Origin of the sequence: Bacillus rhizoplanae (genome assembly GCF_917563915.1) — a bacterium.
Taxonomy (GTDB): domain Bacteria; phylum Bacillota; class Bacilli; order Bacillales; family Bacillaceae_G; genus Bacillus_A; species Bacillus_A rhizoplanae.
The window spans coordinates 73,612-92,015 of record NZ_CAKJTI010000012.1; the positions used below are offsets into that span (position 1 = coordinate 73,612).

Annotated in this window: 15 protein-coding genes; 3 read left to right on the top strand and 12 right to left on the bottom strand. The window is 36.2% G+C overall.

The window, feature by feature from the left end:
* Window positions 1-76: 76 nt before the first annotated feature.
* Together LRP84_RS13155 and LRP84_RS13160 are read right to left on the bottom strand one after the other, a co-directional pair.
* Entirely contained in the window at window positions 77-316 is a 240-nt protein-coding gene (locus tag LRP84_RS13155; protein WP_098307342.1) for a DUF2584 family protein, read from the bottom strand.
* 417 nt (window positions 317-733) lie between these two features.
* Window positions 734-994, bottom strand: coding sequence for a hypothetical protein (locus tag LRP84_RS13160; RefSeq protein ID WP_230575489.1), 261 nt, complete (start codon window positions 992-994; stop codon window positions 734-736).
* Between the two features lie 894 nt (window positions 995-1,888).
* Between LRP84_RS13160 and LRP84_RS13165 the strand changes: the two genes are divergently transcribed.
* Entirely contained in the window at window positions 1,889-2,674 is a 786-nt protein-coding gene (locus LRP84_RS13165; RefSeq protein ID WP_230575490.1) for an enoyl-CoA hydratase-related protein, read from the top strand.
* A gap of 14 nt (window positions 2,675-2,688) precedes the next feature.
* Window positions 2,689-3,741, top strand: a complete 1,053-nt coding sequence (locus LRP84_RS13170) for an enoyl-CoA hydratase/isomerase family protein (protein WP_230575491.1) — start codon at window positions 2,689-2,691, stop codon at window positions 3,739-3,741.
* 78 nt (window positions 3,742-3,819) lie between these two features.
* Here LRP84_RS13170 and LRP84_RS13175 read toward each other — a convergent pair whose 3' ends face one another.
* The 9 genes from LRP84_RS13175 to LRP84_RS13215 form a co-directional block, all read right to left on the bottom strand.
* A complete protein-coding gene (locus tag LRP84_RS13175; RefSeq protein ID WP_230575492.1) occupies window positions 3,820-5,280 on the bottom strand; it encodes a CoA-acylating methylmalonate-semialdehyde dehydrogenase in 1,461 nt (486 codons plus the stop codon).
* Between the two features lie 44 nt (window positions 5,281-5,324).
* Complete coding sequence (locus LRP84_RS13180) at window positions 5,325-6,215, bottom strand: NAD(P)-dependent oxidoreductase (RefSeq protein WP_230575493.1); 891 nt, start codon at window positions 6,213-6,215, stop codon at window positions 5,325-5,327.
* 16 nt (window positions 6,216-6,231) lie between these two features.
* Window positions 6,232-7,941 carry an acyl-CoA dehydrogenase FadE gene (locus LRP84_RS13185; RefSeq protein ID WP_230575494.1) on the bottom strand — a complete coding sequence of 570 codons (1,710 nt, stop codon included), beginning with the start codon at window positions 7,939-7,941 and terminating at the stop codon, window positions 6,232-6,234.
* 139 nt (window positions 7,942-8,080) lie between these two features.
* A complete protein-coding gene (locus LRP84_RS13190) occupies window positions 8,081-9,841 on the bottom strand; it encodes a sigma 54-interacting transcriptional regulator (RefSeq protein WP_230575495.1) in 1,761 nt (586 codons plus the stop codon).
* 245 nt (window positions 9,842-10,086) lie between these two features.
* On the bottom strand, window positions 10,087-10,995 hold the full coding sequence (gene prpB / locus LRP84_RS13195) for a methylisocitrate lyase (protein WP_230575496.1): 909 nt from the start codon (window positions 10,993-10,995) through the stop codon (window positions 10,087-10,089).
* A gap of 17 nt (window positions 10,996-11,012) precedes the next feature.
* Window positions 11,013-12,449, bottom strand: a complete 1,437-nt coding sequence (prpD, locus tag LRP84_RS13200) for a 2-methylcitrate dehydratase (protein ID WP_302850592.1) — start codon at window positions 12,447-12,449, stop codon at window positions 11,013-11,015.
* A 98-nt stretch (window positions 12,450-12,547) separates the two neighbouring features.
* The gene (mmgD, locus tag LRP84_RS13205; RefSeq protein ID WP_230575497.1) at window positions 12,548-13,666 is read right to left on the bottom strand and encodes a citrate synthase; all 1,119 of its coding nucleotides are present in this window, start codon (window positions 13,664-13,666) and stop codon (window positions 12,548-12,550) included.
* Window positions 13,667-14,359: 693 nt separating this feature from the next.
* Window positions 14,360-14,668 (bottom strand): DUF4870 domain-containing protein, encoded by a 309-nt coding sequence (locus tag LRP84_RS13210; protein ID WP_230575498.1) that lies wholly within the window; start codon window positions 14,666-14,668, stop codon window positions 14,360-14,362.
* Between the two features lie 138 nt (window positions 14,669-14,806).
* Window positions 14,807-16,123, bottom strand: a complete 1,317-nt coding sequence (locus LRP84_RS13215) for an MFS transporter (RefSeq protein ID WP_230575499.1) — start codon at window positions 16,121-16,123, stop codon at window positions 14,807-14,809.
* 544 nt (window positions 16,124-16,667) lie between these two features.
* Here LRP84_RS13215 and LRP84_RS13220 point away from each other — a divergent pair.
* Window positions 16,668-17,180 (top strand): cupin domain-containing protein, encoded by a 513-nt coding sequence (locus tag LRP84_RS13220; protein ID WP_437438785.1) that lies wholly within the window; start codon window positions 16,668-16,670, stop codon window positions 17,178-17,180.
* A 131-nt stretch (window positions 17,181-17,311) separates the two neighbouring features.
* Here the strand turns inward: LRP84_RS13220 and LRP84_RS13225 are convergent, their stop codons facing one another.
* Window positions 17,312-18,136, bottom strand: a complete 825-nt coding sequence (locus LRP84_RS13225) for a GH25 family lysozyme (protein ID WP_230575500.1) — start codon at window positions 18,134-18,136, stop codon at window positions 17,312-17,314.
* Window positions 18,137-18,404 lie beyond the last annotated feature (268 nt).

The window sequence follows — 18,404 nt, forward strand, 5'->3', positions numbered from 1 at the left end:
GTCCGTAAGAGCCCGATTAGTTCAACTAACCATCAGTGGGGGATGAAGCCCCCCCACTGATGGAAGTTTCACTTTATTAATTCACAGATTGAAGTGAAATAAGCTGATATAAAAGCGTCGTCTTCTCTTCTGTCCATTCCACTTTTTTTACAACTGCACTTCCAACAAGTTCTTGATTTGTTTTATACACTGGCAATATTTCATCAACTACAAATAAATGATATCCTTCTAAAATTAACTGAAATATATTATCTTCTATATGTAATCGTTTCTCTGTTTCGTTTACAATAATCTTTGTATGCATTTCAAATTTCATGCAAAAACACCCCTTTTTTTATGTCTCTATTTTAATAGTATAGCGGGCATTACTGATTGACAAGAGAATCAGTAAGAAAGGTATGACTTCCCTAATGAACATTCCCTCTACTTACAACATTATAACTGCAATATATCTTCAACTTTTCATTTGTAGTATGAGAAAAGTATTAAAAGAATATGAAAACTCCCGCCACTTATCTCCTTTAGACCTTGAAGTAAGATTTTTCCATGCACCATCTTCAACAAACACCATTGGTACTACTTTTTTTCAGTATGTTATAAGAACCCATCCACATCTGCGAATAGCGAGATAGACGCAAAAAATGTTGCTGATACTTTTGTTAACATTTTAATTTTCAATACGGTATGTGAAATTAAATATTTATTTAAAATAAAAATGCCGTTCATGGCACTTTTATTTTTGTAAATAATCCTTCATTACAACGTACAAAACAACAAATAATAATACTGTTGTCAAAAGCCACGAAAGAATCGCAACGTAATCATTTTGATTTAATGCAAAACTAATCGCAATTGTTAAGATAAGGACCGGGAATACAAATCGTACTTTATCTTGTATAGTATCATGCTGTGCATCTTCTTGATGAAAATAGAAAGTTAAACCAATCATAAGAGAAGATAAAATAATGACCGATAATAACAAAGGCCCTGACATTCCGATCTCCCCTTTCTTTTCTTTCCTTTCTTATGGCACATTAGACATTCTATACTTGTAATAAATAAAACTTATAAGCGAACTTACTACATATGACATAATAGCAACAAAACAAAAAATTTAAATATAGAAAATGTATTATCCATATTTATTAAAACCTTTATTCTAAAAAATTACAAATTATATATTTAGTAAAAATCTGTTCAAAACAATACCCGTTAGAAGTTGTATATTCCTTTTTCTTTAATGAAAATCCTTCAAAAATAACTCGTCAAAATATGCCAGGTTTTCGTTTCATTAAGCGAAACTTCCATCAGTGGGGGGCTTTATCCCCACTGATGGTTAGTTGAACCAATCGGGCTTTTACGGGCAGTAAGTCCCCACCTATCTTCTTCGCTTCTCTCTCAATCTTGAGGTGGGGGCTTACTGTCCACGAATAGCGGGATAAATTCTCATGTTTTCCTTCTATATATATTTTTAATTGTTTGTCACTTTTTTATTTTAAAAGACATATTCTTTCAGTCTAAAAACTTTAGCATGATGATACAAAAAACACGAAGCAACTTACTACTTCTCTTCTATTTTCTACAGTATACTCATTGGCTCTTCATTTTAAAACAAAAAAAGACATGCAATATGGCAGGATTCAAGAAATGAAACAAGAAAGATATACACAAGAGTTCATCTTTCATAACGATTCAGGAGATCGCTACATATTTTAATTCGTTGCTACAATTATCACCATAGATGCTCCCGCTCTGTCTTCTTATAAAATGTCTATTTGTTTAGACACTTAAACATTTTGTGTCCAATCCATCCCCGCTAACATACAGCATTTGAATTGGCACACTTCTTGCAAAAATAAATATATGATCATAAAGGAGGATATAGATAATGGAAACCAAATTTGCAAATATAAGAAAACAAAACTTTATTACAATAGTAGAGGTGAACAATGCCCCAGCAAATGCTTTATCATCTGCATGTATAGCTGAATTACGCTCAATCTTTTCAATGCTTACTGAGGATGACGAAACAAGGGCTATTATTCTAACAGGTGCTGGACGTTTTTTTGTAGCTGGTGCCGATATTAAAGAGTTTGTTTCTGCACTAGGAGATCAAGAGAAAGGATTAGCAATGGCAAAAGCAGGACAAGCACTTTGTGACGAAATAGAAGCCATGAAGAAGCCAGTCATTGCTGCCATAAACGGTCCTGCTCTTGGCGGCGGATTAGAGTTAGCCATGGGATGTCATTTTAGAATTACATCAGATACTGCTATTCTCGGTTTACCGGAATTAAAACTTGGATTACTCCCAACATTCGGCGGTACACAACGCCTTAGCAGAATAACAAATATGGCAACGGCTTTAGACTTAATTTTAACTAGTAAACAAATAAGCGGAAAAGAAGCAGCCAATCTCGGTCTTGTTCAATTGGTTGTTTCCCAAGAAGAATTATTACCAACTGCTCTCTTAATTGCTCAATCCTTTCTCGAAGGAAAAAGCATGACTAGTGTCACACGTGCCGTAGAATGTATTACACAAGGATATAACGAAAATATGTCTGAAGGCTTGAAAAGAGAGCGCGAGAAATTCTCTGAATTATTTTTAACTGATGACGCTAAAGAGGGCATTCAAGCTTTCATCGAGAAGCGGAAACCTAACTTTATACATTCATAAAAGGAGGATATGTTATGACTGATCAAGTTCTATTTTCAACTAACGAAAATGGTGTAGCCACTATTACGTTAAATCGTCCGAAAGCATTAAACTCACTTTCTTATGAAATGATAGGACCGATTACACAAAAGTTAAAAGATTGGGAAGTTGATGATCAAATTCATCTTGTCCTTATAAAAGGCGCAGGTACGAAGGGACTTTGTGCTGGTGGTGACATCAAGACACTTTACGAGGCTCGTTTACATGAATCTGCCATGCAAAAAGCAGAGCAATTTTTTGAAGATGAATATAAATTAGATATGCTCGTTTATAAGTTTTCTAAACCGATTATCGCATGTTTAGATGGTTTTGTTATGGGCGGAGGCGTCGGACTAACTTACGGAGCGAGCCATAGAATTGTAACTGAGAAGACGAAGTGGGCCATGCCAGAAATGAATATTGGCTTTTTCCCAGATGTCGGGGCTGCCTATTTCTTAAATAAATCTCCAGGGTATATAGGACGTTACTTAGCATTAACAGCTTCTGTTATTAAAGCTCCTGATGTACTATATATAAACGGTGCAGATTTTTACATGACAAACGAAAACTTAAATGCTTTTCTTAACCGTGTCGAACATATAGATTGGCCTGTAAAAGACATACATACAACATTGACACAACTGGTAAATGACTATTCTGAGCTTCCTGTTAACGAAAGTGAGCTATCATCATTCCAAACAGACATTAACAATCACTTTTCTTTTCACACAGTTGAAGAGATTGTACATTCTTTAGAAAAAGATGCTAGCCATTTTGCAGCTAAAACAAAAGAAACAATTTTATCAAAATCCCCATTCTCCTTAAAGATCACTTTAAAACAACTAATTGATGGAGAAGAAAAAACGTTAGAGGATTGCTTTAATACTGATCTTGTACTTGCTAAAAATTTTATGAAACATGAAGATTTTTTCGAAGGAGTACGTTCAGTTGTCATTGACAAGGACCAAAATCCGCAATATAAATATAAGCAATTAGAAGATGTTTCAGACGAGGTTGTGAACAGCTTTTTCAACCTTTTAAGAAGCTAATTATATCAAGTGAAACTTATACATTTTATTTGAAATAAAAAAAGTGTCCAATACCATGGACACTTTTTTATATTCTTCTTAAAACCAGCGTTCTGTCACTACTTTTTTACGTGTATAAAATTGTACACCATCTTTTCCATTTGTACCTAAGTCACCGTAGAAAGAAGCTTTATTTCCTGCAAATGCGAAAAATGCCATTGGTGCTGGAACGTTTACGTTTACGCCAATCATCCCTGCATCGATATTATCACGGAATGTTTGTGCGTGTTTACCACTTGACGTATAAATGACTGCACCATTTGCAAATTTTGATTGGTTTGTAAGCTTAATTCCTTCTTCTAAATCCTTTACTCTCACAATGCTTAATACTGGAGCAAAAATTTCATCTTGCCAAATTTTCATATCTTGATTCACACCATCAAAGATTGTTGCTCCAACGAAATACCCTTCCCCAACTTCTTCATTAATTTTACGGCCATCTACTAATAAAGTAGCTCCATCTGCTACACCGCTATTAATATAGCCTAGTACACGCTCTTTATGAGATTCACGAATTAATGGACCTACATAATTCTCTTCATGGAAACCATCACCGACTTTTAATTTACGCGTTTCTGATATAAGAACATCAATGAATTCATCAGCAATTTCATCGACTACCGCTACAACAGAGCATGCCATGCAGCGCTCTCCACTGCTTGCAAATGCAGAACCAATGACACCTTGTACTGTCTTTTCAATATTGCAGTCCGGCATAACAATTGCATGGTTTTTCGCTCCTGCAAGTGCTTGTACTCGTTTTCCATATTTTGTTCCTGTTTCGTATACATAGCGTGCAACTGGCTCAGATCCAACAAATGAAACAGCTTGAATATCTTTATTTTCTAAAATGCTATTTACAACATCTTTTCCACCTTGTACTAAGTTTAAAACCCCTTTCGGGAAGCCCGCTTCATAGAATAATTCTACTAGTCTTTCTGCTAAAAGCGGCGTTCTTTCAGATGTTTTTAATACAAATGTATTACCGCAAGCGATTGCTAACGGGAACATCCATAGTGGAATCATCATTGGGAAGTTGAACGGTGTAATACCAGCAACAACTCCAATTGGGTATCTCCAAATTGAACCATCAATTCCACCTGCAATATTTGGAAGTGCTTGCCCCATCATTAAATTTGGTGTTGATGTTGCCAGTTCTACAGCTTCAATCCCTCGCTGCACTTCGCCAGTTGCATCTTTTAATGTTTTACCATTTTCTAATGTAATGATTTTTGCAAGCTCATCTTTGTTTTCTTGTAAAAGTTGTAAATATTTATATAGCTGTCTTGAGCGATTTGGAACTGGTACTTTAGACCATGTTTCATATGCTGCTTTTGCAGCTTCAACAGCACGATCCACATCTTCTTTTGGAGAAAGTGGAACATAAGCAATTATTTTCCCAGTCGCAGGATTCGGAACAGCTTCCACTTCTCTGCCAGTAGATTCTACCCATTCACCATTAATATGATTTTTCACGCGTTTAATTTCTGTTGTAATCATTGTATTCGCTCCTTTTTATTTTTTATATTTGCTAGTATTCATTGTTATTTATGACTAGAGATTAATTGTTCACTTACCTTTTGATATAAAGCAGCCATGTCTTTTTCACCATATCCCGCTTTACCAGCTTCATCATACAAATTCAAAAGCATTTCACTCACTGGTAAGTGAAGCTCACTGTCTTTTGCTAAATCAACTGCAAATCCTAAGTCTTTCTTTAGTAGATTTACAGTAAATCCTGGTTCATAGTTTTCTGGCGCAATAAAGCTTTTATAATTGCGCTCATAAATTCTACTTTGTCCATAACTCACATTTAAAATATCAAACATTTTATCTAAATCCATATTGTTTTTCTTTGCTAATGTCAGAGCTTCACTAACACCCGCTGTATAAAAACCAATTAATAAGTTATTAATCAATTTTACAGTCGTACCACTATCAATTCGCTCACTCACATGAAATATATTTGCTCCCAATACTTCCATCACTGGTAAACCTTTTTCATATACTTCTTTTGGTCCACCAACCATAAAAGTTAATGTGCGGTTTTCCGCTCCAATCACTCCACCGCTAACCGGTGCAGCCAAGAATTCGACTTTTTTATCCTTCGCAGCATCTGCAAGCTTTTTATTTAGCTGCGGAGCTACTGTGCTTGTATCAATTAAAACAACATTCGAATGACTATTCTCAATTAAACCCTCTTCTCCAAAATAAACAGCTTCAACAGCTCGCGGTGACGGTAAACTTGTAAAAATCAAATCACATGTTTCTGCTAATTTTCCAATTGATAAACCGATGATTCCCCCTTCTTTCTCGAAGGAAGCTTCAGCATCTTTATTTAAATCGACTCCATATACCGTATAATTTGATTTAACTAAATTTTTAGACATTGGAAGACCCATATTACCTAAACCGATAAAACCAATCTTTTTCATACTGCTCTCCTCCTATTTAAACAATATATTTCCCGCGATTTATAATCGTTTTTGCGATTTCTCTCTTTTTCGTAAACAAGTTCGTGTATAGAGGTACTGACAGTTGACGAATTTCATCTAGAATGGTGTTTCTAGTTTGCTCTTCTTGCACCGCTGCAGAAAGAAGAACAATTGCTGCTGATTCTACTTTTCGATATCCTTCTTCACAAAGCACATCCGTTATAAACTGTTTTGTACGTTCTTTTTCTTCACCATTTTTACTTATCGCTTTCTTTGTACGTAAAAATGCCGATTCCATTACATATACATCTTTCAACATGTCTGCTAACACGCGTGAATATTCTTGTTCTTGTTCGATTTTTAATTCAGGAGTTCGAGATAGCGTTTTCAAAGATTGCTTCAATAATTGTTTCGATAATAAAATATAACGATGATTTCGTTCTACATTTTCAAATGTGTCTTCATCTACTTGGTCTCCTAGTTGTTTCGTTTGTTTCATTAACATTTTCGCAACTGTTAAGCGGTTAATTTCATTCGTTCCTTCAAATATACGGCTAATTCTAGCATCACGATATAATCGTTCTACTTCATATTCTTGCATATAACCATAACCACCATGAATTTGTACCGCTTCATCCACAATATTTCCAAGTGTTTCTGAGGCATTCACTTTGTTGATCGCACACTCCATTGCAAATTGAGACATTTTCTGCATAATACCTTCATCACTCTCATGAATTGCTTCATCAATTACGCCTGCTGTTCGATAAGCTGCGCTCTCTGCACCGTATGTAGCGATAATCATATTTGCAATTTTCTCTTGAATCATCGTGAAATCAACTAATTCTGTTTGAAACTGTTTTCGTTCTTTTCCGTATTGAACAGATAGGCCAATTGCTTGCTTTGCTGTTCCAATATTTCCGAAAGCAAGTTTCAATCTAGCAAAATTGAGAATATTAAGAGCTACATGATGTCCCTTTCCTACTTCCCCTAGTACATTTTCAGCAGGAATGACGACATCCTCTAAAATCAGTGTCGCAGTTGAAGAACCTTTAATACCCATTTTCTTTTCTTCTAGGCCAATCGAAACGCCTTCACATGTTCTTTCGACAATAAATGCTGTCATTCCTTTATTTGTCTTTGCAAAAACAACATATACGTCAGCCATATGAGCATTTGTAATCCACTGTTTTTCACCATTTAATGTCCAAGCTGTTCCTTCTTCATTTAAGACAGCACTTGTTTTTGCACTTAATGCATCAGATCCAGCATTAGGTTCTGTTAAAGCATAAGCTCCAATCCATTCGCCTGATGCAATTTTAGGTAAGTATTTTTCCTTCTGCTCTTTTGTTCCGTAATATATATATGGCAGCGTTCCTACTCCAGCATGAATATTAAAGGAAACACTAAAGGCTCCTGCATATCCCATCTTTTCCGCCACAAGTCCAGAAACTGCTTTCCCTAATTCAAATCCACCATACTCTTCTGGAACCTCTATACTCAACAATCCAAGTTCTCCAGCCTTTTCAAACAACCTGCGGGAAACTTGATAATTGTGCTGCTCAATATTTTCAATTTGAGGAACAATTTCCTGTTTCACAAATTGTTCTGTTGTTTTTGCGATTAAATCTTCATCACCTGAAAAATCCTCAGGTGTAAAAAAGGTTGTATTAAGCTCCTGATTCAGCGAAAAAAATTCGTCCCATTGCAACTTTGTTTTCTCCATCTGTATCCCCCTATCATTTCGGTCTTCATTTTATTTATATGCAAAATCTATGCCAATCTAAAAACTTGATAGAACAAGGGCAAAATGAAAAGAAAACGTAAAATTGTTTAGACAGTTTTACACTTGATATAACAATTGTTTAGATTTTGAATCTTGACAATTTATTATAAAGGGTCGCCCTAGAAATCCCTAACAATGCCGCTGCTTTTGACTTATTTCCTTTTGCTTCTTTTAAAACGCGTTCAATTAATCCTCTTTCTTCCTCTTCACGCACCACTTTCATCGCTTCTTGTTTTGCAGGTAAAGACTGAATCATAGGTACTAATTTCTTTTGCTCCATATCCCGATAATAAAATTCTTCTGGTAAATCCTTAGCCCGTATATGTGCATCATCTGATAGTGCAAATAGCCTTTCTAACACATTGATTAATTCCCTGACATTACCCGGCCAATTATAATGGAACATAAGGCGTAATACCTCTTTATCAAGTGTCTTTTCTTCGGCACCATACATTTGACATAACTTTTGTAAATGTTCTTCGACAATGAGTGGTATATCTTGTTTTCGAAAGCGAAGCGGTGGAATATGAATCGGAATAACATGAAGACGATGATATAAATCCTCCCTAAAGGTTCCTTCTCTAACCATTTGTTTTAAATCTTTATTTGTCGCTGCGATTAGCCTGAAATCAACAGAAATTGGATGTGTACCACCTATTCTTTCTATTTCCCTTTCTTGTAAAACACGTAAAATTTTCACTTGCGTTAATAGAGACATATCGCCAATCTCGTCTAAAAATAATGTTCCATGATTTGCAAGTTCAAACTTCCCTGCCTTCCCATTCTTTTTCGCACCTGTAAAAGCACCTTCTGCATAACCAAACAATTCAGATTCTAGTAAATTATCAGGAATAGCAGCACAGTTCACACTAATAAATGGACCGTTTTTTGTTATACCGGTATCATGTATAGCACGTGCAAATTGCTCTTTACCAACACCGCTTTCCCCAGTAATTAATACGGATGCTTTTGATCCAGCTGCTTTTCGAGCCATTCTTTTCGTTTCAGAAATTGTTTGGCTTTCTCCAAGAATATCTTCAAATCGAATCTGCTTCTTTTTCGGTTTGGAAAACGTTGGTTTGATTGTCCTATCCTTTTGATCAAATCGTTCTAGTATTTTATAAATATCTGAAATCCCTTCATGAATAAGCATCCCTACAGCACCTATCACTCTTCCCTGCTTCCAAATTGGCATCCGGTGCACAACTAGATTCTGTCCTTGCAGACGGTGCACTTGATTTCTTTCTGGTACTCCTGTTTTTAATACAACTGGAAGCCGCGTATTCTCAATTACATTTTCAGCGCGCTGCCCAATTGCTTCTTCTTTCGTTACACCAACAAAGCGACTATACGTGTCATTAAACATTTGGATAACTCCATTTTCATCCACAATTGCAATACCTTCATATGCAGTATCAAAACAAAGTTTAAACCACTCTATCGTTTGATGTGCATTTTCGATTTCTTGAACCAAATCTTTATGAAACGCTAATAATTCCTTGTTACTAACTACTCCTTTAAGCTCCCCATTCTCCTCACAAGTCACGTAAAGTGGAATATTCTCTAATTCGCTTAATGAAAAGTCTTCCCTCACCTTATAGAAAGAATGTCTCAGTATAGTGACAATCGGTTCATCCCACTCTGAATGATCCTCTAACCACTTTACACAATCAATTAGTTTCACAACCCCAATCACATCATTATTTTCTAAAACAGGGAGTTCTGTACTCTCTGATTCAGCTAGTAGTCGTAATGCTTCTCGAATCGTATCATCTTTCCTCAAAATGTATGGGTCCTGCTTCATCCATTTTCGAACAGGGTCATATTTTGCGGCCATCATAACTGGATTTTCCCTCCTTTAGAATGTCTATTCCTCTCTTTTACTATCTGTAAACACGCTAGTTCCTTTCTAGAGAGAAAAAATATTATAGTAACTACACTGATGGGAATTTTCTTCATTCTTCACTCAATGGCTTTTATCAATCAAATTCTTACCATTCGTTAATATAACAAAAAAGCGATGATTTATTTCACATCAAGCAGGTGTTTTTGCTAAAGATGTGTATCATCGCTTTCTTATTTTATCTATTGCCCATCAGATAAGACTGTTTTAGCAATTCCCTTATCTAACTCTTCAAAATCATGATACGAAATCGTTTCATATAATTCACTTCTTGTTTGCATATCAGAAAGCCCTTCTTTTTGCGATCCTTCCTCTTTTATGAGCTGAAAAATACGCTCATAAGCTTTTGCTGCTACGCGAAGAGACGTCACTGGATATATGACCATTTGATAACCGATATTAGCAAACTCTTCAGCAGTATAATACGGTGTTTTTCCAAATTCAGTCATATTAGCAAGTAAAGGTACTGTTACTTTCTTTGTAAATAAACGAAACTCTTCTTCTGACTGCAAAGCTTCTGGGAAAATAGCATCTGCACCTGCTTCAATGTAAGCAATTGCTCTCTCAATCGATGCATCTAATCCTTCAACTGCACGAGCATCCGTACGAGCTACAACAACCATCGATGGTGCTACTTCTTTTATAACTTTAATTTTTTGTTGCATTTCTTCAATGGAAACAAGTTTTTTCCCATTGAGATGTCCACACTTTTTAGGGAGTTGCTGATCTTCAATTTGGACAGCGGCTACATTTGCTTCCACCATTTCTACAGCAGTTCTCGCTACATTTAACACTCCACCAAATCCTGTATCAATATCGACAAGAAGAGGTAAATCCGTTGCTCTCACAAGATCTCTTGCTCTTTCAGCCACTTCAGTAGATGTTATAATACCTAAATCTGGTAAACCCTTACTCGCTGTATAAGCAGCTCCTGATAAATAAAGAGCTGAAAATCCAGTATTTTTTGCAACAAGAGCAGCCATCGCATCATGTGCACCAGGAATTTGCAAGATTTCAGGTGATTCTACTAAAGCTCGGAATCGATTGGCAAGTTCTTCTTGTGTTGACTGTTTATTTACAACCCAAGCCATTCTTATTCCCCCTATACTTAGATTAAGAAAAGATCTACAAATTCATTTACATTCATATTTTCTAATTTTTCTTCATTCAAACAAGCTTCATGAATTTCTTCTTGTTGTTTATTAGAATAATGAACAGCCATATTTGCAGAGAACTTTTGAACAACCTTTGGAATCGCTTCGTCTCTACGGAAACGGTGACCTAATGGATATTCACATTCTACGTTTTCTGTTACTGTACCATCTTTAAAATGAATTTGAACAGCGTTGGCGATTGAGCGCTTGTTCGGATCAAGGTAATCTAAACTGTATTGTTTATTTTCAACAACAACCATCTTATTTCGTAATTCATCTACGCGAGGGTCAGAAGCTACTTCATCCTCATAATCATCTGCAACAATGTCACCTTTTAATAAACCGATTGCAGTAATGTATTGCAAGCAATGATCGCGGTCAGCTGGGTTATTTAATGGACCCTCTTTATCAATAATACGAACTGCTGATTCATGTGTCGTAATTGTAATACGGTCAATTTCATCTAATCGTTCTTTCACTTCTGGATGTAATTTCACTGCGCATTCTGCAGCTGTTTGAGCATGGAATTCTGCTGGATATGATACTTTAAACAATACATTTTCCATTACATAAGAATCTAAAGGTCTTGCTAATTTTAGTTCTTGCTTGTTAAACAATACATCTTGGAATCCCCATCCTGGTGCAGATAATGCTGTTGGGTAACCCATTTCACCTTTTAATGCAGTAAGTGCAAGATGAACACCACGGCTTGTTGCATCCCCAGCTGCCCATGACTTACGTGAGCCTGTATTTGGAGCATGACGATATGTACGAAGACTAGAGTTATCAATCCATGCGTGAGACAATGCATTAAAGATTTCTTCACGTGTGCCACCAAGCATTTTAGTAACAACTGCTGTTGTCGCTACTTTTACGTATAACACATGGTCAAGACCAACGCGGTTTAAACTATTTTCTAATGCAAGTACACCTTGGATTTCATGCGCTTTAATCATCATTTCAAGTACATCTCGTACTTTTAATGGTTCTTTTCCTTCTGAAATACGAACGCGGCTCACATAATCTGCAACAGCTAAAATGCCACCTAAATTATCAGACGGATGTCCCCATTCTGCCGCAAGCCACGTATCGTTATAATCTAACCAACGAATCATACATCCAATATTAAACGCACCACGTACTGGATCAAGTACAAATGATGTTCCCGGTACACGTGTACCATTTGGCACAATTGTTCCTGGTACAACTGGTCCTAGTAATTTCGTACACTCAGGATATTGCAGTGCTAGAATTCCACATCCAAGCGTATCAAGTAACACATAGCGTGCTGTACTGAATGCTTCTGAGCTTGTCACCTCTTTATTTAATACATAATCCGTAATTTCTTCTAAAATTGCATCTTTTTGTTTAATTTCGTTTGTTTTAATCACGCTATCCTTCCCTTTCTGTCAAAAATTCGCTATTATTAAGAATGGGTGTCGGTCAAACACCCACATGGCGGGCGGCCTTAACAACTCCCCAGTTGTTTTTATTTGCTAAGCACATGTCGCCCGCCGATATAATTTACACGTGGGCGGAACAATCGATTATTTGTATGTTGCTCAATCACATGCGCACATAAGCCTACCGTTCTTGAACTGAAAAAGATTGGTGTGTACAGTTGAATTGGAATACCTAACATCCAATAGACTGGAGCAGCATAATAATCTAAGTTTGGATAGATTCCTTTTTCCTTCTCCATAATCTTTTCTCCAGCTTCACACATTTCATATAATGTATAATCGCCTTTCACATCACATAACTGTTTTAATGCTTCCTTCATCATGAGTGCTCTTGGATCTATCTTCTTCATGTAGACGCGATGTCCAAATCCCATAATTTTTTCTTTGTTATACAGTTTCTTTTGCAGTAATTCTTCAAATTTCTCAACAGTACCCGCTTCAAGCAGCATGTACATTACTGCCTCATTTGCCCCCCCATGTAAATTACCTTTTAAAGAAGCAACTGCTCCGGTTAAAGCACCGTATAAATCTGATTGTGTCGACGCAATTACTCTAGCCGTAAAAGTAGAATTAGGCATCTCGTGTTCACTATACAGAACAAGTGATTTATCAAATATTTTTTCTTCTAATTCAGAAGGCTTCTTACCCGTAAGCATATGGAAGAAGTTCGCACTATAAGATAACTCTTGAATTGGTTCAATTGGTTCTTCATTATTCAAAATCCGATAACTGTTAGCTACTATATTCGGCACTTTACTTAACAATTTATAAGCACGTTTTTTATTCACATCCAATGATCGATCATCAATTTCATTGTCATAACCAGAGAGTGCTGAAATTCCCGTGCGTAACCCGTCCATCGGATGCGTTTGTTTTGGCAATGCTTTTAAAACATCAAAAACACCAGTAGGAACTTCATATTCATGCTTTAGCGTTTCTTCTAATGCCGCCTTTTCATCTGAATTAGGAAGTTTCTCCTCTAATAAAAGATGAACAATATCTAAATAACTTTTCGCTTTAGATAACTCAATCAGGTCATACCCTTGAATAACGATTTCTCCTTTTTTTGTATCAAGAAAAGAAATCTTCGTCTCTGTTGCAACTACCCCATCAAGTCCTGGAAAATAATTTTTTTCAGCTTCCATTTTGTCTTCCTCCTATCCAAATAGATCTTCGTTTACAATTCTGTAAGCCTTTCCAAGATTGCACAAATATATTTTCCTTAGTATTCTCTTCTAGTTACTTCATCCACTAATAAAGAATACGTGGTAAGCAGCATATAAGATTTTTCTATGTTTAGATTGTTCATAATAGTAGTCTTGAAAGAATTAAGAATTTAAGTGGCCATTCCAAACAGAGAATTTCTCATAGCTTCATACTTATTAATGAACTTCGACAATAACAAATAACTTTTCAAGAAGCTGTTACTATACGAAGAGATACTATAAAACATATTTTCTACCTTCGCACTTAACACCTCCTATTCACATAGACTTTGATGTGTACTAAACCAGGCAAGGGCCTCATAGCATCCAAATAGCGCAACTTCCCTTTTAAGAAGCTAGAACGAACACTATATCCTCACCAGTTTTACATCTATTACTTTTTCTACTTAAATATATCAGACTCTTCTAATAATTACAATTTATTTTACTTTCGGTATTTTTAAATATTCTAACTATTAATTTTATTAATATACTTATTATCATTTTTATTCTGTTTTTTATGATAATGAATTTAAATTTTCAGTAGCGGCGTCACTCACCTCCCACAAGATGATTTTCAATAAAAAAAGATAGCAACAAGCTATCCTTTTCACACATTTATACTTATTAATTCTATTTCAACCATGACCCAACAATCGGATATTGAAAAGGTCGATCTTTTATCGCACGAACGATACCGACGATTGGAGTAATTAAAGCAATTAACCCGAAAATAATTAAGAACGGAATTCCAATTAATACCCAAGAAAAAAATACTGAAATAGCAATTAATACACCTATTACAAAATGAAATATAACTGCTTGTAATGATAAACTTTTAATTGCTTGATCAGAACTAACAAGAAATATAATAAACGGAACTAATACAGGTGCAAACCAAGTACTAGCATGAATGAATATTTTCAGTCCTTTATTCTCCATTTAAAAATTACTCCTTTTCATTCGCATTTTCTTTATTATGTAATATTTTACATTTTATTCTATAATATGTGAATGAATCTTGAGACTGATTTATATTCATTCAAAAGTTGGATAATTTACTCTGACTTTAAACCAATATTAGCTTCTATTAGCACTCTTTTGATTACCACGAGACCAGACAATGACTGGGATAAGCAGTAATGAAAGGATACCTCCTGCAAATGAAAGTGTTGCGTAACTGGAATGAGCTACGACCATCCCAGATAGTGCTCCTCCTGATGCCCCCGCCAAAGCGATCAAAACATCAACCGATCCTTGCGTCTTTGCGCGATTGGACGGAGTAGTTGCATCCACGATGAGCGCAGTGCCGCTAATCAAGCCAAAATTCCAACCAAGCCCAAGTAAAATGAGAGCGATGATGAGTACTAGCATGGAGTCAGCAGGTGCAACAGCAGCCAGAACACCAGCAGCAAGTAGAGTAGTACCAGAAGCGATTGCCATTGCAGTACGTCCAATCTTATCCACGAGGATACCAGTCATAAGAGATGGTAGGTACATTGCGCCTATATGAAAACCAATTACCAGTCCTACCTCTTTCAAATCATGTCCATGATGTCCCATATGCACAGGTGTCATTGTCATAATTGAAACCATGACAATCTGAGTTAAGACCATGATTGCGGCACCAACAACGATTCCTCGTTTTTTTATTGCTAATTTACTAGATCTCTCATCTGAAAGATTACTCCCGTCCGTTCTCTGCACATCTGCAATTGCTTTCGCAACAACGAGAGGGTCTGGGCGAAGTAGAGCTAGAAGTACCAAACCGGCAAGGATATAGGCTGCAGCTGCTAGAATGAACGGACCGGCTAGAGCAGGAACTTTAATTGTTATTGCGAATCGACCCATTGTATCAACCAAATTTGGCCCTGCGACAGCACCTAAGGTGGTTGATACCATTGCAATACTGATTGCTGTTGCTCGCTGTGTAGAATTTGCTAGGTCTGTACCTGCATAGCGTGCTTGCAAATTTGTAGCAGTTCCAGCACCATAGATTAGTAGTGAAGAAAAAAGAAGTACAAGATTATTAGTTAATGCTGAAATCACTACTCCGATTGCGCCGATACCGCCAGTCAAAAATCCTGTCGCGAGTCCGAAACGTCGTCCAAAACGCTGAGAGAGTCGCCCTACAAGTAGCGCTGCCCCAGCAGAACCCAAAGTGAACAACGCAGCCGGAACCCCTGCAAAACTATCTGTACCTAGCATGTCTTGTGCAAGAAGTGCTCCGACGGTTACGCCCGCTGCAAGTCCTGCACCACCGAAAATTTGTGAAATAACAACGATGATCAATGTCCGTCGATATAACTGTCGTTGTTTTTCTGGAGAATCAATGTAACTTTGTAACCAAGCCGGTTGATTTTCTAAAGCTTTTTCGTCATCAACTTTATGCAGCATCACTCAGTCCACCTTTCCTAGGAACTGACTTTGCAAATTGTATAAGCCAATTGTTAAAGCCTTCTTTCCGATTAGATCTCAATACTAATCTCTCAATTTCAGAACACAAGCTAAATTCTCTCAAATTAACTCTCCTAACCTCATATTATTTACACTTACCCTTTAAACGGAAAGTTCTGACAATAATAATTTACCATATTTACTCCTTCAATACCCATTAATATTCATTTCACTTTAATCAATTTTTATGCTATTTTGTTTTCCCTTTACATTTACCATTCTAAAAAACACTCCAATTTTGTTCCTTATTTTAAATTTACACTCCCTACTGCACAATAAAACAAATAGACTCATATCCTATTCCATATTTTCGAAACAGAAAGGCAGGAAAAAAATTACTTCTTATATAGATTACACCTCTCCTTCTATCCAATTCGCTCAAGACGTAAGTAAAAGTAATTTTTTCACAAAGGATGCGCAGAATTATATAAACGTGTTAGGTATTAAACAATTAAATACATTAGATAATACATCTTGACTAGACATTTTTTTAAGTGCGGATAATATTGTAGAGCCGCATGTACACCAAAATGCCGCTGAACTCGTTTATTGTATTTTTGGTGCAGCTGTTGTTTCCTTACTTAATCCATTTACGAATCAAATACTTAATTTCCCCATAAAAACAGGTCAGGTTACTAATGTACCGCAAGGTTGGTGGCATTATGAAATTGCCACTGTAGACAATACACATTTATTAGCCATTTTTAATGCTCCTACGCCAGAAGTTATTTTTGGATCAGATATTTTAAGATTAACTCCATCCAACGTAATGGCCCATACTTATTGTCTCGATGAACAACAATGGAAACAAGCGGTATCTCCTATTCAATCTACTACTGTAATTGGCCCTCCAAAAGACTGTAATCAAAGTCAACATCGAAATACAATACATCATATACCCAACCAAAATCAAACACACGCCAACATCCATCTTATTATTACCAACCCCAAGTTCCATATCAATATTAGGGATATTGATATGACAAACTACCTTTAAATTCCATTTTCGATGTATACTTTTGCAAAAACACCATACTTAACTGTTAGTTGTCCAATTTCTTTATACCTTTTATAAGAACAATAATAATGTAAGAAAAAAAGCTGACTCTTATGAGCCAGCTTTTTTTCTTACATTTGTGAAACCCACATTCCATACCCCGGATACACTGCTTTCAATTTCGCATAAGTCTCATCGCACCATGTTTTTGAATTAAAATCACCAACTGCAATGCGGTGATTTCCATCATCTAGACACTGTACCCAAACACCATAACCAGGTAATATTTCTTTAATTTTTTTCAATACATCTGCAATCCACTCAACAGAATTGAAATCCCCTACATAAATACGATAGGACTCTGTGCCTTTAAACCATTCTAACGGCTTGTCCCCTGTTAATAGGTTCACATCAACTTTCCCAATCCCTTCAACATAACCATTATCACTGTATTGCCACAAGTCACACGCATAATCAGGTTTTACCTGTGGTGTTCCGTCATTTGTTCCATAACGAGGTAACCATATGAAATCTGCATTCACATTTTGCAATCCGTAAGATCCGTACATATAGTGCGATACATATAACCCTACTTTCCATCCAGCCTCCTTACATGTATCAATAAAGGTCTGCGACGCTTCTGCTAGATTAACAGCTCCGCAGCTTGTTAAAGTATCATTCTCAACATCTAGAACTAGGAATTTAGCATTAGAGCTTACTCGGTTCATAAAATCTTTCGCTTCTACAATAGCATCTGCCACAGATACATAGCAACCGTAAGCATAAGCTGCATGGGGAATACCTCGTGCTTCTAAATGTTCCACATGGTCTGTATATCTCTCATCTATTTTTCGGGAACCATACTGCACACGGCAGATTGCTAAATCAATGTGCTGGGCAGCTATATCCCAATTTATATTTTCATTCCATTTTGAAATATCTATGATATATCCCATAATTTATTTTCTCCTTTTGGATTATTGTATTTGATAGCTTGTCTCATAATCCTGTATAAACGCTTAAAACAAAACCAAATCCTTCTCGTTTTGTCACTATCTCAGTATATCCTGCTTCATTTTGTTCTTCTTTTTTCATCAGGACACATCATACTTTGTAAGCTGTTCCATTCAATATCTTCCTCCTCTCACACTACTTTTCTACTTCAATTGCATTTCTTTATATATATAAAACACCACGCTATAATTTGGCATAATAATATTGCTG